The sequence below is a fragment of the Streptomyces sp. NPDC056738 genome (assembly GCF_042790435.1).
Classification (GTDB): Bacteria; Actinomycetota; Actinomycetes; order Streptomycetales; family Streptomycetaceae; genus Streptomyces.
Genome location: NZ_JBHTZF010000007.1, coordinates 250,178 through 264,437 on the forward strand (window position 1 = coordinate 250,178; position 14,260 = coordinate 264,437).

12 protein-coding genes and 1 tRNA gene are annotated in these 14,260 nt (G+C 70.3%); 3 read left to right on the top strand and 10 right to left on the bottom strand.

Translation table 11 applies throughout. The features are described 5' to 3' along the window. Positions 1 to 180 precede the first annotated feature (180 nt). Positions 181 to 254, bottom strand: a tRNA-Met gene (locus ACFRIC_RS20485). Positions 255 to 296: 42 nt separating this feature from the next. Then, complete coding sequence (locus ACFRIC_RS20490) at positions 297 to 3,284, bottom strand: UPF0182 family protein (RefSeq protein ID WP_382788048.1); 2,988 nt, start codon at positions 3,282 to 3,284, stop codon at positions 297 to 299. Between the two features lie 164 nt (positions 3,285 to 3,448). Here ACFRIC_RS20490 and ACFRIC_RS20495 point away from each other — a divergent pair, with 164 nt between their 5' ends. After that, positions 3,449 to 3,991: a PPA1309 family protein gene (locus tag ACFRIC_RS20495; RefSeq protein ID WP_382787617.1), complete on the top strand. Its 543-nt coding sequence runs from the start codon at positions 3,449 to 3,451 to the stop codon at positions 3,989 to 3,991. 114 nt (positions 3,992 to 4,105) lie between these two features. Here the strand turns inward: ACFRIC_RS20495 and ACFRIC_RS20500 are convergent, their stop codons facing one another. From ACFRIC_RS20500 to ACFRIC_RS20515, 4 genes are all read right to left on the bottom strand, one after another. Then, on the bottom strand, positions 4,106 to 5,203 hold the full coding sequence (locus ACFRIC_RS20500) for a PDZ domain-containing protein (RefSeq protein WP_382787619.1): 1,098 nt from the start codon (positions 5,201 to 5,203) through the stop codon (positions 4,106 to 4,108). A 228-nt stretch (positions 5,204 to 5,431) separates the two neighbouring features. Further along, positions 5,432 to 5,617 (bottom strand): hypothetical protein, encoded by a 186-nt coding sequence (locus ACFRIC_RS20505; RefSeq protein WP_382787621.1) that lies wholly within the window; start codon positions 5,615 to 5,617, stop codon positions 5,432 to 5,434. 161 nt (positions 5,618 to 5,778) lie between these two features. Beyond that, positions 5,779 to 6,240, bottom strand: coding sequence for a molybdenum cofactor biosynthesis protein MoaE (locus ACFRIC_RS20510; protein ID WP_382787623.1), 462 nt, complete (start codon positions 6,238 to 6,240; stop codon positions 5,779 to 5,781). Between the two features lie 633 nt (positions 6,241 to 6,873). Continuing rightward, on the bottom strand, positions 6,874 to 7,989 hold the full coding sequence (locus tag ACFRIC_RS20515) for an SDR family oxidoreductase (RefSeq protein WP_328448447.1): 1,116 nt from the start codon (positions 7,987 to 7,989) through the stop codon (positions 6,874 to 6,876). Between the two features lie 190 nt (positions 7,990 to 8,179). Between ACFRIC_RS20515 and ACFRIC_RS20520 the strand changes: the two genes are divergently transcribed. After that, positions 8,180 to 9,622, top strand: coding sequence for a zinc-dependent metalloprotease (locus ACFRIC_RS20520; protein WP_382787626.1), 1,443 nt, complete (start codon positions 8,180 to 8,182; stop codon positions 9,620 to 9,622). Then, on the top strand, positions 9,619 to 10,140 hold the full coding sequence (locus ACFRIC_RS20525; protein WP_382787628.1) for an NUDIX hydrolase: 522 nt from the start codon (positions 9,619 to 9,621) through the stop codon (positions 10,138 to 10,140). The genes ACFRIC_RS20520 and ACFRIC_RS20525 overlap by 4 nt, the downstream gene beginning before the upstream one ends. 143 nt (positions 10,141 to 10,283) lie before the next feature. Here the strand turns inward: ACFRIC_RS20525 and ACFRIC_RS20530 are convergent, their stop codons facing one another. The 4 genes from ACFRIC_RS20530 to ACFRIC_RS20545 form a co-directional block, all read right to left on the bottom strand. Further along, a complete protein-coding gene (locus ACFRIC_RS20530) occupies positions 10,284 to 11,039 on the bottom strand; it encodes an AIM24 family protein (RefSeq protein ID WP_382787630.1) in 756 nt (251 codons plus the stop codon). Between the two features lie 16 nt (positions 11,040 to 11,055). Then, the gene (locus ACFRIC_RS20535; RefSeq protein ID WP_103548048.1) at positions 11,056 to 11,736 is read right to left on the bottom strand and encodes an AIM24 family protein; all 681 of its coding nucleotides are present in this window, start codon (positions 11,734 to 11,736) and stop codon (positions 11,056 to 11,058) included. Positions 11,737 to 11,747: 11 nt separating this feature from the next. Then, positions 11,748 to 13,442 (bottom strand): TerD family protein, encoded by a 1,695-nt coding sequence (locus ACFRIC_RS20540; RefSeq protein ID WP_382787632.1) that lies wholly within the window; start codon positions 13,440 to 13,442, stop codon positions 11,748 to 11,750. Between the two features lie 128 nt (positions 13,443 to 13,570). Then, positions 13,571 to 14,167 (bottom strand): M48 family metallopeptidase, encoded by a 597-nt coding sequence (locus ACFRIC_RS20545; RefSeq protein WP_382787634.1) that lies wholly within the window; start codon positions 14,165 to 14,167, stop codon positions 13,571 to 13,573. Between the last annotated feature and the right edge of the window lie 93 nt (positions 14,168 to 14,260).

Consider the following 14,260-nt stretch of genomic DNA (forward strand, 5'->3'; position numbering starts at 1 on the left):
TGAGGTCACTTCAGCGTTTTGTCGACATGCCCACAGAGAGACAAGTCAAACACAGAACGCTCAACTCCCCTCGCATGTCGTAGCACTTGATACGAGTCGGCAGGTCACCGGCGCACCCCGGCGTGGCGTCACACGTCGAAGGCCCGGATCCATGAACTGGATCCGGGCCTTCGACTTGAGTAGCGGGGACAGGATTTGAACCTGCGACCTCTGGGTTATGAGCCCAGCGAGCTACCGAGCTGCTCCACCCCGCGCCGTTGTGACTCAACCGTACCACGGCGCGGGACGGCCTCTGATCAGCCGCTTCCCGGGCTCTTCTCACTGCTCGGGCTGCCGCTCGGACTGGGGCCGGCGCTGGGACTGCCGGCCTCGTCCGTGCTCTTGTCCGTGCTCTTGTCGGCCGACCTGTCGGCACCGGAACCGCCGGCGGTCTTGTCCGCCTTGGTCTGTGCGTCCTCGGCCCGCTTCAGCGCGTCCTCGAGGTCCTTCTGCGCCTCGCCGTACGCCTTCCAGTCGCCCTTCTTGAGGGCTTCCTGGCCCTTGTCGAAGGCCTTCTGGGCGTCGGCGAGCGCGGCCTGGACCGTCGGGTTGCTCGACGTCGGCGGTTTCGTGGTGCTCTCGTCCGGCGGCGACGTCGAACTCTCCGCCCCGAACACCTTGTTGAGCGCCTGGCCCAGGGTGTCCTCGAAGGCGGTGCTGCCTCCGTAGGTCACCAACACCTTGCGCAGCAGCGGGTACTTGAGGTCGCCACCGCGGACGTAGACCGGTTCCACGTAGAGCAGTCCGCCGTCGAGCGGCACGGTCAGCAGGTTGCCGTACTCGACCTCCGAGTCGCCGCCTCTGAGGAGCCTGATGGACTCGGCGATGGACGGCTCGGAGTTGAACTGGCTCTGCACCCGCTTGGGTCCGTCGACCGTTCTGCCGGTCGGCAGTTTCAGAACACTGATCTTTCCGTAACCCGGCGTCCCCGCCTCGGCGTTGACCGACACGAACGCGCTGAGGTTGTCCCGGCCGTTCGGTGTCATCGTCGTCGTCAGCGAGAACGCCTGCGACGACTGCCCCGGCAGCTTCATGCTCAGGTAGTACGGAGGCACCGCGCTGCCCGACTTGTTGGTCGGGTCGTCCGGGACCTGCCACACCTCGCTGCCGCTCAGGAACGTCTGGGCGTCCTTCACGTGGTAGCGGGTGAGCAGCTCGCGCTGGACCTTGAACAGGTCCTGCGGATACCGCAGATGGGCCATCAGCTCCGGCGAGATCGACTTCTTCGTCTCCACCGTGTCCGGGAACGCCTTCATCCAGGTCTTCAGGACCGGGTCCTTGGTGTCCCACTGGTAGAGCTTGACCGCGCCGGTGTACGCGTCGACGGTCGCCTTCACCGAGTTGCGGATGTAGTTGACCTGGTTCTGCTGGGCCACCACCGCGCGCTGGTTGTTGGCCGCCGTCAGCGAGTCCGCCGTGGTGTCGCCGAGCGTGGTGCGCGAGGCGTACGGATAGCCGTTGGTGGTGGTGTACGCGTCGACGATCCACTGGATCTTCCCGTCGACGACCGCCGGGTAGGCGTCGCCGTCGATGGTCAGCCAGGGGGCGACCGCCTCGACCCGCTCCTTGGGCGTGCGGTTGTACAGGATCCGCGAACCCTCGCCGATCGCGCCCGAGTACAGGATCTGCGGTTCGCCGAACGCCACCGCGTACGCGGCCCGGTTGACCGGGCTGGCGAGGCTGACCCCGCTCTTGCCCTTGTAGCTGGTGGTCTTCTCACCGCTGTCGTCGGAGTAGTCGATCTCCTTCTGGGGACCGCCGACGATCGAGTACTGGCTGGTCTTCTCGCCGTAGTAGATCTGCTGCTTGTACGAGCCGAGGTCGCCCTTGGACGGCAGGTTGTACTCGGTGAAGACCGGGCGCCCCTCGCTGTCGGCCGTGGTGCCCTTGGCCGCGACGACGCCGTATCCGTGCGTGTAACGGAAGTGGTCGTTGATCCAGTTGTTCTTCGGGATGCCCGCCAGGTTCAGCTCGCGCAGACCGAGGACGGTGTCCTGCTCCTTGCCGTCCTTGCTGTACCGGTCGACGTCCAGGTTCGACGGGAAGCCGTAGTAGTTCCGCACCTGCTGGAGCTGCTGGAACGTCGGCGACACGATGTTCGGGTCCATCAGGCGGATGCTCGCGACGGTGTCGGCGTCGTCACGCAGTTCGGCCTTGTCCTTGGTGTCGCTCGCCCCGGCGTAGTCCTGCACGACCGTGCCGTCGATCCCGTACGCCTCGCGGGTCGCCTTGAGGTTCTTCTCGACGTACGGCGCTTCCTTGGCCTGCTCGTTGGGCTCGACCTGGAACTTCTGGACTATCGCGGGGTACAGACCGCCGATGAGGACGGCCGACAGCACCATGAGGCCGAAGCCGATCACCGGGAGCTGCCAGGTGCGCCGCCACAGCGTCGCGAAGAAGAGCAGCGCGCAGATGACCGCGATGCAGAACAGGATCGTCTTGGCGGGCAGGTACGCGTTCGCGTCGACGTACCGCAGACCCGTCCAGTTGCCGGTCGCCTTGAAGTCGCTGGACTTCACCGCGAGTCCGTACCGGTCGAGCCAGTAGGCGACCGCCTTCAGGGCGACGAAGACACCGAGGAGCACCGAGAGGTGTCCGGTGGCCGCGGCCGTGGCACGCGCTCCGGGGCTGGTGATCCGCAGACCGCCGTACAGGTAGTGCGTGAGCGCCGCGGCGATCAGCGAGAGCACGGCGGCCGCGAAGCCGAAGCCGAGCAGGAAGCGGTACCAGGGCAGGTCGAAGGCGTAGAACGAGACGTCGAGGTGGAACTGGGGGTCCTTCTGGTGGAAGGGGACTCCGTTCACCCACATCAGCCACGTGCGCCACTGGCCCGAGGCGGACGCGCCGGCGATCAGCCCCACCAGGGACGTGATCGCGAGCAGCAGCCAGCGCTTGTAGGGCGCGATGCCCATGCGGTACCGGTCGAGGCTCTGCTGCTCCATCGACATGGCGCTCAGCGGCGGGCGCAGCCGGTGCGCCAGCCAGATGTTGAAGCCCACCGCGGCCGCCATCAGCAGACCGAAGACGAAGAAGAGCCCGATCTTCGTCCACAGGGTGGTCGTGAAGACCGACGAATAGTGGACCGAGCGGTACCAGAGCCAGTCCGTCCAGAACCCCGCGAACATGACGAACGCCATGGCCAGGACGGCCAGCACGCCCAGTGTCATGAGCAGGGTCCGGACACGCCGGGACGGCCGGCCCACTCTGATCCGTGACCCCGTCGGGCCTCCGCCGCGGTCCGGCATCTGGAAAGCCAAGGTGCGCACCTCGAAGTCGCTGTCGTTTCCGTCAGGCCCCCATGTCGGTGGACCGTCAGCAAGGCTCCGTGATCGGGGAGCCTCATCTATGCAACTTACTCACGCTTTACTCGGTTCCCGATTCAGGTCACGAACGAGGCAGGATTGTGACCATGTCCAACACTCCCATGGCAGCGAGCCCCCTGACCCGGGCCGTACTCGAGATCGACGAGTACGCATCCGGCCTCGGCTGGGACCAGCCCGCCCGCCTCTTCGCCCTCGTAGACACCGCACGGCTGCGGTCCCAGGAACCCGGCCTGGCCGCTCAGCTCGGCCTGGAGCACGAACAGGAGACCATCGGTCTCACCCCCGTCGAGCAGGAGGAGATCCCCGCCGGCAAGCCGCTGGACGAGTTCCTCGGCACCATCGCCTGGCCCGACGCCGTCGTCGGCTGCGCGCTCACCGTCGAGCGGCTGATGCTGCCGCCGTCCGCCGAGAGTTCGGTCCCGGAGGGTCTGAGCGGCAAGAAGCTCACCCAGTGGGTCGCCGCGCACCCGGACCGCCAGGAGGTGCGCATGACGGTCGGTGTCCTGCGCGACGGCACCCGCGACTCGGCGCTGCGGCTGCGCGAGAAGGACGCGGCGACCGAGGTGCTCACGGGCGCGGGTCTCGTCCCGGGCCTCGCGGAGGCGCTGTCGGCGACGTTCGCGGACTGATCGGCGCACGGACGTGGCCGGGGGCGCCCCGCGTGTCGCGGAGCGCCCCCGGTCACGGACGAGCGGTGTCCTTCGGCCCTCGATCGGCGGCCCTCGGGCCCCGGGCGGTGTTCCTCAGCCCTTGGTGGAGCACTTGGGCAGGTCGGAGGTCCGGCCCGCGCTGATGTCCTTGAGGGCCTTCATCGCGTCGTCGAGGGTGTCGACCTTGACGAGCCTGAGTCCGCCGGGGGTGTCCTTGGCGGCCTCGGCGCAGTTGTCCTTGGGCGTCAGGAAGTACCGGGCGCCCTTGTTGCGCGCGCCGACCGTCTTCATGTCGATGCCGCCGATCGGGCCGACCTTGCCGTTGTCGTCGATCGTGCCGGTGCCGGCCACGAACTTGCCTCCGGTGAGGTTCCCCGGAGTGAGCTTGTCGACGATGCCCAGCGAGAACATCAGACCCGCGCTCGGACCGCCGACGTCGGCGAGCTTGATGTCGATCGTGAACGGGAACGTGTGGTCGGTCCCGGCCGAGATCCCGACGATGGCACGGTCGGTGCCGTCGTCGTCGGACTTGGCCGTGGTGATCGCCACGTCCTTGGTCGCGGTCGCCGTCGTGTGCTCCTTCGTGGCGGCGGCCTGCTCCTTGGCGGGCACGATCGTGAACACGACCTTCTCGCCCGGCTTGTGCTTGGTGACGAGCTTCGCGACGTCGTCGGGCGCCTTCACGACCGTCCCGTCGACGGCCTTGATGACGTCACCGGCGTGCAGCCGTCCCTCGGACGGGGAGTCCTTGACGACGGTGGAGACGATCACCCAGGACTTCACCGGGATGCCCAGCTCCTTCAGGGCGGACACCTTGGCGCTCTCCTGGGACTGGCTGAACTCCTCGGCGTTCTCCTGCGTCGACTGCTGCTCGGTCTTGCCGTCCGGGTACAGCGTGTCGTGCGGCACGATCTTGCTGTCGTGCGCCAGCCATCCGTACACGGCCTCGACGAGGTTCATGTTGTAGTCGGCGCTCGTGACCCGGACCGTGGTCATGTTCAGGTGCCCGGTCGTCGGGTACGTCTTGCGGCCGGAGATCTGCAGCACCGGCTCGCCGTCGTGATCACCCAGTGTGTTCACCGTGGGACCCGGTGACATCTCCGAGTACGGCACTTTGATGAACACTCCCGCGCACAGGAGCGCGATCAGGATCAGAGTGGAGGCGAGCATCGTCGCGGTGCGGCGTGGCATGGAACGACAGTACGGGACGGTGGTGTAAGCGCACCGTCGGGGCCGTCCGTACGTGGTGACCCCGGAACACGCCCGAACGGCGCGAATGCCGTGTTCCGGGCGTTGCCGCGCCGTGTTCCGCAGGGTTCCCGACCGCCCGGAGCGTGGTCCCGGCGGACCGGGTCCGCGGTACGGCCCCTCGAACGCCTGGACACGTCGTGTCCACGCGCGAGGGACGGACCGTCGACCTCAGACCGCGTCGGAGTGGGACTTCTCCCGTACGTCCGTCCGCTCCATGGCCTCACGGAAGCGCGTGTATCCGGCGAGCTCGACACCGTCTCCCGCGGCCTTGCGATTCCGACCGGCCCAACTGCCCCACAGACCGGCACCGATCGCGGCCACCAGCGGAATCAGCAACCAGGCAAGCGCCGCCATGTCGACCTCCCAACCCCATGAGCGACCGCAACTGACTGATCAGCAGATTAACCATCCGCAGTGTCAACGCTCACGGCAGGGCCCCGGTTACGCAACCGGACGGCGGTATCGGTTCGTCCGGACCCCCACGGGTGCCGGGGCCCGGGCATTCCGGGCGCCTCTCAGCAGGCGCCGACCCATTCGTCCGTGCCGTCGGAGAACCTCTGGTGCTTCCAGATCGGCACCTCGTGCTTGAGGTCGTCGATGAGCATGCGGCAGGCATCGAAGGCCTCGCCGCGGTGCGGGCACGACACGGCGACGATCACGGCCAGGTCCCCGACCCGCAGGTCGCCCACCCGGTGCACGGCGGCCATGGCCCGGACCGGATAGGCGGCGGCCACCTTCTCCGCGACGCGGCGCATCTCCGCCTCGGCGGTGGGGTGGGACGAGTAGCCGAGCGCGTCGACGTCGGCGCCCCCGTCGTGATTCCGCACGGTTCCCACGAACAACGCGGTGCCCCCGGCGGCCTCGTCCCCCACCGCCTTGAAGACCTCGTCCAGGGAGAGCGGTTCGTCGCGGATCGCGAGCAGCCGGATCGGGTCCTGCGCGGCCCGCTCACCGGGGTGGTCATTGGTAGGTGCCATGCCCCCCATCGTGCCGCACCCCGCCGACCCCGAGGAATACACCTTTCCCCCGGCACACACGCTCCCCACTTGGAGCCTCCTCCAGTGGGACCGCACCCGTCCGGACCCCGAGGGGCGGCTCGACCCGCGCCCCGAGGGGGCCGGTTCAGACCGGCGCGGCGGAGCGAGGGGGGCGATCCCGCTCAGACCCGGCGGAACTCGGTTCAGCGCGGCGCGGCAGAGCAAGGTCGGACACGGTCGGGCGCGGCGCGGCGCGGCGGAGCAAGGGTGTGACCCGGCTCGGACCGGCCCTGGTCGGTGCAGCTCGGCGCCGCAGAGCATGGTCGGACACGGTTCGGCGTGGCGCGGCGCGGCGCGGCGGAGCAAGGGTGTGACCCGGCGCGGACGCGCGGACCGGCGGAGCTCGGTTCAGCACGGCGCGGCACGGCACGGCGCGGCGCCGCAGGGCACGGTGGGACCTGGCTCGGGGACGCCCGGTTCCGCTCCGTACGCCACCTGCGGGACCCGGCCGCGCCCGGGTCGGCGCGGCGCGGGACGGCGGCACAGCACGGCCCGCCCCCGGCCCGTACGCCCCGCCGGGGACCCGCCCCCCGGCGGCTTTCACCCGGTTGCCGCAATGGTGCCGCGCCGGTGTCAGAACCTGCGCCGGGCCTTCCGGGCCCGGCGGACCACCGCGGCGGCGCCGAGCAGCGCCACCGTCGCACCGGCCGCGCCCGCCGCGGTCGCGTCCTTGCGGCCCAGCCGCCGGCCGGCCACCGTGTGCCGCCCCGCGACCTCCTCCAGCAGCTCCGCCAGGACCTCCTCGTTCGTCCAGCGCGGCCGCCACCCTGCGTCGTGCAGACGGCTCCCGCTCACCACCCAGGGGTACATCGTGTAGGCGAGGTCCCCGGCGGGCGAGGGGGTGAGCCCGATCCGGTGGAGCCGCGCGGCGGCGCCCAGCGCGACCGCGGACGGCAGCTCCATCCGCCGGATCCCGCTCAGCTCCTCCACCTCCTCCTGCTCCAGCCAGCCGTCGCACCCGACGGCCAGCTCGCCCTCGACCTTCTCGACGACCGCGTACTCCAGCGCGGCACACAGGTCCTCGACGTGACAGAACTGCCAGGCGGGCCTCGACCCCGCCACCACGAGCAGCCGGGGAGACTCGAAGTACCTGGTCAGGGCGGTGTCCGTACCGCCGCCGACGAGGACCGCGGGCCGTACGACGGTCACGTTCAGGCCGGGGTGCGCCCGCGGCGCGCGGCGCGCGAGCCGCTCGATCTCCAGCAGGTCGCCGACACCCGTCGCCTCGGCCGTCGCCCGCAGCTCGGCGTCCTCCGAGAGGGGCAGCTCGTTGTCGGGCAGCGCCCCGTAGACCATCGCGGAGGTGCACAGCACGACCCGGTGGACCCCGGCGGCCGCGGCGGCGGTGAGCACGGTCTGCGTCCCGCGGACGTTGTACGCCGTCCGGGCGGCCGCGTCCGTCTCCAGATCGAGGTCGAGCGCCAGATGGACCACGACGTCCGCCCCGCGCAGTTTCTCGGCGATCGCGGGATCCCGGACGTCCAGGATGTGCCACTCGGCGTCGGCGCACTCGCCGCGCCGCTCGTCGATGGCGACGACCCGCTTGATCTCCTCGCTGGCGGCCAGCCGCTCGGTGAGCAGCGCGCCCACACCGGCCGCCGCGCCGGTGACCGCGACGACGGGGCCGCGCGAGGCTGGGCTGGTTGAGTGGTTTCGCGCTGCGCGAACCTGCGGATCTGGGGAACTCACCGGGCGTCTCCAGCGGTTGTCTTCAGTAATGGACGCGTGTGACGCGTCCCTACCAGGTGGCATCCATCCTGCCGCAGGCGACGAGTCGGCGAAGCACCGAGGCCCGATCGGGTTCAGGTGTCTACGCTGGGTGGTGTTGTGGGCAGCCGCCGTCGGAACGAACCGGCGGCCTTACCAGCCGAGGAATCCCGTGAGTGACACCCCATTCGGATTCGGCCTTCCGCCGGAGGAGCCGGACAACGGCGACGAGGGCAAGAAGAAGGACCAGCAGAGCGGCGGTGGTCAGGGACCGTTCGGTTTCGGGCTGCCCGGAGCCAGCGGCCCCGGAGCCGACAATCCGCTCGCAGCGATGTTCGGCTCGATGAACCCGAACGACCTGGGCGCCGCGTTCCAGCAACTGGGCCAGATGCTCTCGTACGAGGGCGGACCGGTGAACTGGGACATGGCCAAGCAGATCGCCCGGCAGACGGTCGCCCAGGGCACCTCCGACGGCACCAAGGACGCGAGCGTCGGCCCCGCCGAGAAGCTCGCGGTCGAGGAGGCCGTCCGTCTGGCCGATCTGTGGCTGGACGACGCGACGTCCCTGCCGTCCGGCGCGGCCTCCGCGCTGGCCTGGAGCCGGGCGGAGTGGGTCGAGGCGACCCTGCCGGTGTGGAAGGAGCTCGTCGACCCGGTCGCCGAGCGGGTCGGCGCGGCCATGGGCGATGTGCTGCCCGAGGAGATGCAGGCCATGGCGGGCCCGCTGATCGGCATGATGCGCTCGATGGGCGGCGCCATGTTCGGCACGCAGATCGGCCAGGCCGTCGGCGTGCTCGCGGGCGAGGTCGTCGGCTCGACCGACATCGGTCTGCCGCTCGGCCCGGTCGGCAAGGCGGCGCTGCTGCCGCTGAACATCGAGTCGTTCGGCAAGGACCTGAGCGTCCCGCAGGAAGAGGTGCGGCTCTACCTCGCCCTGCGCGAGGCCGCCCACCAGCGCCTCTTCGCGCACGTGCCGTGGCTGCGCTCGCACCTGTTCGGCGCCGTCGAGGGATACGCGCGCGGGATCAAGGTCGACACCGCGAAGCTGGAGGACGTGGTCGGCCAGTTCGACCCGCAGAACCCCGAGGAGCTGCAGCAGGCGCTCCAGCAGGGCATGTTCCAGCCGGAGGACACGCCGGAGCAGAAGGCGGCACTGGCCCGCCTGGAGACGGCGCTCGCGCTGGTCGAGGGCTGGGTCGACGCGGTCGTCCACTCGGCGGCCAAGCCGCGGCTCTCGTCGGCCGACGCGCTGCGCGAGACGCTGCGCCGCCGCCGCGCCACGGGCGGTCCCGCCGAGCAGACGTTCGCCACGCTGATCGGTCTGGAGCTGCGCCCGCGCCGGCTGCGCGACGCCTCGCGGCTGTGGGCCTCGCTCACCGACGCGCGCGGTGTGGACGGCCGGGACGGTCTGTGGGCCCACCCGGACATGCTGCCGACGGCGTCCGACCTGGACGACCCGGACGGCTTCGTGCACCGCGAGCACATGGACTTCTCGGAGCTCGACAAGATGCTGGGCGAGGCCGCGAGCGGCAAGGCCGAGAAGCCTGACCTGACGAAGCACAGCGACTCCGACGACTCGGACGAGGACTCCGGCAAGGGCGACGGCACCGAGTGAGCCTGCACGACGACGCGGTCCTCGTACTGAAGGGCTACGAGGGCCAGGAAGAGCTGCGCGAGGCCTATCTGGACCACCTGTCGGCGCACCCGGACGGGATGTGGAAGTCCTGCCACGCCGGTCACCTCACGGCGAGCGCCCTGGTGATCGATCCCTCGCGCGGCCGTGTCCTGCTGACGCTGCACCGCAAGCTGCGGATGTGGCTGCAGATGGGCGGCCACTGCGAGCCGGGCGATCCGACGCTGGCGGAGGCCGCGCTGCGCGAGGCGGCCGAGGAGTCGGGCATCGAGGGTCTGACCCTGCTGCCGGGCGGCCCCGTGAGGCTCGACCGGCACCCCATCCCGGCGCCGTGCCACTGGCATCTGGACGTCCAGTACGCCGCCCTCGCCCCGGCCGACGCGGTCGCGGCGATCAGCGACGAGTCCCTCGACCTGCGGTGGTTCGCGTACGACGAGGTCGCCGAGGCGGCCGACGATTCGGTCGTACGACTCGTGGAGGCGACCCGCGCCCGGCTGTGACCGGCGCGGGGGCCCTCCGCGTGCGGACGTGTGAGCGGATCGTCGGCATGTGAGTGGACCAGCGACAGGTAAGGGGCGACCGCCCATGGCGATCGCCCCTTACCTCTGTCCACCCGACCGTCGTCACCCGAAGGGCGGAACGGTCAGCTCCAGACGTTGCCCTGGTTCTGCGCGTGGACGCCCTGCTGCCCCATGCCGTACTGGGCGCGCAGCCCCTGGCCGATCACCGCGTTCTGCGGCGGCAGCAGCTCGCTGGGCTGCACGAGCGCGTAACCGCTGCCCATGAAGCTCAGCTCCCAGCCCTCACCGGTGTTGCCCCGGCGCCGCCACACACCCGAGGAGTGCGTCTGGGCCTGCATCTGCACCCGCAGACCGGTGGACCACGCGACGATCGCGTCGGCGTCACAGTTGACGTACTTGTCCGGGGTGACCTGCATCATCAGCGGCACACCGGAGGTCACCAGCGCGACCTTGCCGCGGCCGGTGATGTTGAGCTGGTACTTGCCGGAGCCGGAGATGCCGTACTGGCTGTCCACGGCGATGACCTCGTGGTGCAGCCCGGAGTCCATCGCCAGCACGTAGCTGCTGTCGACGGTCAGGCCGTCCTGGTCGACGTCCAGGATGTGCACGTGCTGGCCGAGGTTGGCGAGGTAGACCGTGCCCTGCCCGTGGCAGCGCATCAGGTCGAGTCCCTCACCGGTGTACGCACGCGCGCGGTGCTGGCTGCTGTTCTGGTACTCGGCGTCGAACTCGACGAGACCCTGGTACGCGACCATGGTGCCCTTGCGGGCGAGGATGTCGTCGTGACCTTCCAGGACGATGCGCAGCATCTGCGAGTTCTGCAGGCTGTAGCGGTCCTGGGTCTGCTGCTCGTTGTAGCCGAAAAGCGGGCTCTGCATGATGTCCTGCTCCCCCTCAGCCCCGGACTCGGAGGCGGTCGGTGCTGTCCTCGCTGGGCTGGACGACGACGATGCCCTGCCCGGAGAACGCCATCTGGAACGCCTCGCCGCTGCCGCGTCCGATGAGCGACTGTGCCTTGAAGCTGCGCTTGCCCTTCACCTTGAGGTTCGGGGACCAGGCGACGAGCGCGTCCGGGTCGACGTACGTCTCGTCCTCACCGCCGCCGCAGTCGACGACGATCGGCTTGCCGCGGGAGGTCAGCGCCACCCAGCCCTGGCCGGAGATCTTGGTGTTCCACAGACCCTGTCCGGCGAACTTGGCGAGCCCCTTGACCCGCTCGACGCCCCAGGTGAGGTGGGCGTCGAAGGCGAGCAGATTGGTCGCGTTGACGGAGATCGCGTCACCGTTGAGGTTGATGACGACGACGTTCGCCCCGTAGTCGGCGAGATAGAGCAGCCCGTCGCCGGAGCACTTCATGAGGGGCGCGCCCTCGCCGGTCATCCAGTCGCGGGCGATCTGGCGCACGGCGGGCGGGTTGGGCTCGTACTGGACGAACCCTTCGTAGGCGACCATCGACCCCACGCGCGCGAGGAGGTCGTTTCCGGTCTGCATGGCGACCTTCAGCATGTGATTGCCGTGGTTCTCCATGCGCGCGGTGACGGGTGCAGGGGCGAAGCCCGCGAGTGGCTGGTTCATGACGGGCTCCCTCAGACCTCGTACGGCTGGACGACGACGAAATTGCCGGGCGCGGCACGGAACTGGAGGTTCACGCTCTCCCCGGTGTCACCGGCGTAGGCGTTCCGGCGCATCCTCACCTGGCTGGAGACGATCACCTGCGCGGCGGCGGACCAGGCGACGACGGCGTTGCAGTCGGCGAACGTCGTGGGCGTCACCGGCAGGACGACGGGCGCGCCGTGCGTCTTGACGACGATGGTGCCCGTCCCCTGGAACTGCATCGTGAACAGGGCACCCCCGGGGATGCCGTGGCCCTCGATGCGGCGGACCTCGTACTGGAGGGACTCGTCGAAGGCGAGGACGTTCTCCGCGGAGACGCAGATCGCGTCGCCCTGGAGCTCGATGGGGTGCACGTGGGTGGCGTTCTCGGCGAAGAACACCTGGCCCTGGCCGGTGCAGCGCATGAGCTGCATCTCCTGGCCGGTGGCGTTGCCCACGATGCGGCCGGCGAACCCGGCGCCCTTGTAGCTGAAGTCGACCTTGCCCTGGTACAGCACCATGCTGCCCTGGCGGGCCAGTACGGGCTGACCGCCGATACCGAGGTCGACGCGGATGAGCTTCTTGTTCTGCGGAGTCCAGCGCTGGCCGGTGGGCGTCTCCTTGAAGGCGCTCAGCGCGGCGGTCACACCGGCCCCGCCCTGCGGAGCGCCCTGGGGTGCGCCGTAGGGGGACGGGGCGCCGGGCTGGCCCGGGTACTGCCCCGGTGCCTGGCCGGGGATCTGGCCGTAGGGCGGCTGCTGACCGTATCCGGGGGGCGCCGACGGGGGCTGCTGGCCGTATCCGGGAGGCGCGGTCGGTGCCTGCTGGCCGTAGCCGGGCGGCATCTGGGCCGTCTGGCCGGGCTGCTGGCCGTACCCGGGCGGCGGACCGGGCGGCTGCCCGTAGGGCGCAGGGCCCGGCGGCGGAACGGTGCCGCCCGGCGGGGTGTGCAGCGGCGCCACGATCGTCGGCGCGCCGTGCATCGAGGGCGCGGGGGCGGGCGTGGGAGCGTGCGGTGCGCCGCCGGGGGGCGGCGCGAAGCCCTGCGCGGGCGCCGGAGCGGGAGGCGCGGGAGCGGGCGCCGGCGGCGCGCCGAACGCGGGCGGGGCGAAGGACGGAGCGGCGCCGGGCTGCGGCTGCGGGGCGGCGGCCGGCTCCTCCTCGGCGACCTCGCCGCCGAAGTTCTTCAGCAGCGCGTCGAGGCCGCCGTCGAAGCCCTGTCCCACGGCGGCGAAGCGCCAGACGTCCTTGAGGTAGAAGTCGCCCAGCATCACGGCACGTTCGGTGGAGAACTCGGCACCGCTGAACGCGTACCGGGCCACCTCCTCGCCGCCCGCGACCACGCGCAGGTATCCGGGTGCGATCTGCGACATCTGTCCGGCGCCGTCGATCGTCGCCGTGAACGACAGCTTCTGGATCTTCGCCGGGATCCGGTCGAGGGTGACCCGGAAGGACTCCGTGTCGCCCGACTGCGCGCCGAGGAGCTGGATCGACTCCTCGGGGGACTTCGGCTGGTTGAAGAAGACGAAGTACCGGTCGTCCGACAGCCGTTCCTCGGCGTCCAGGCCGAAGCAGCTGATGTCGAAGGTGAGTCCGGGGCCGGTGATCTGCACACCTACGTACAGATCCGTGCCCGCGGTGAGGTCACTGATCTTGGCCTTGTGGCCGCGTTGGAATTCCCTGGCCATGCGTAACGACCGTCCCCCATCCCGAATACGAGTGCGTCGCGTCAGGCTAACGGCAAAGTCCGGAAGTGGACGAAGCCGGTGCAGACCCGGTACACAATCGCACTCCGGGCGGGACGATCGGGCCGCCCCTACTCCTCGCGTGCCGCCGGGAGGTGGGGCAGCCGGTCCGCGGCGACGACGCCTTCGAGGTAGCCGCGGGCGCGCTCGGTGCGCGGATAGGCCTCCAGGAGCCGCCAGAAACGGGGTCCGTGGCCGGGCACGAGCAGATGGGCGAGCTCGTGGAGGAGGACGTAGTCGACGACGTACTCGGGCATGCCCTGCAGCCGGTGCGACAGACGGATGCTGCCCTCGGCGGGGGTGCAGGAGCCCCAGCGGGTGTTCTGGTTGGTGACCCAGCGCACCGACGACGGCCGCGCCCGGCCGTCGAAGTAATGGGCCGACAGCCGCTCGGCGCGTTCGGCCAGCTCGCTGTCGCCGAGCACACGCCTGCTCTCCTGGGCGGCCAGTTTGTCGAGCATGACCGACACCCAGCGTTTCTCCTCCGCCTCGGACATCCGGGCGGGGATGAGCACGACGGTGCGGTCGCCCTCGCGGTACGCGGAGACCGTTCTGCGCCGTCGGGCGCTCCTGCGGACCTCGATCGCGCGCGCCCCCGAACCGCTCGGCGGCGGGCTCGTCGTGCTGCGCTGAGATGTCGCGACGCTGTGCGGTGGGTCGGCGGGCACGGCCCCGACGTTACCTGCTGCACATGGCGAAAGTCCCGCCCCCGGGACGGTTCGATGCCGATCCGCGCCCTGCCCGATTGATTCGTACGACGA

Bases quoted from the DNA above. Each gene is read 5' to 3' on its own strand.
- ACFRIC_RS20530 (WP_382787630.1), bottom strand. From the start codon at position 11,039: ATGCAGAGCCCGCTTTTCGGCTACAACGAGCAGCAGACCCAGGACCGC.
- ACFRIC_RS20500 (WP_382787619.1), bottom strand. From the start codon at position 5,203: ATGCCACGCCGCACCGCGACGATGCTCGCCTCCACTCTGATCCTGATC.
- ACFRIC_RS20510 (WP_382787623.1), bottom strand. From the start codon at position 6,240: ATGGCACCTACCAATGACCACCCCGGTGAGCGGGCCGCGCAGGACCCG.
- ACFRIC_RS20535 (WP_103548048.1), bottom strand. From the start codon at position 11,736: ATGAACCAGCCACTCGCGGGCTTCGCCCCTGCACCCGTCACCGCGCGC.
- ACFRIC_RS20540 (WP_382787632.1), bottom strand. From the start codon at position 13,442: ATGGCCAGGGAATTCCAACGCGGCCACAAGGCCAAGATCAGTGACCTC.
- ACFRIC_RS20490 (WP_382788048.1), bottom strand. From the start codon at position 3,284: ATGCCGGACCGCGGCGGAGGCCCGACGGGGTCACGGATCAGAGTGGGC.
- ACFRIC_RS20505 (WP_382787621.1), bottom strand. From the start codon at position 5,617: ATGGCGGCGCTTGCCTGGTTGCTGATTCCGCTGGTGGCCGCGATCGGT.
- ACFRIC_RS20495 (WP_382787617.1), top strand. From the start codon at position 3,449: ATGTCCAACACTCCCATGGCAGCGAGCCCCCTGACCCGGGCCGTACTC.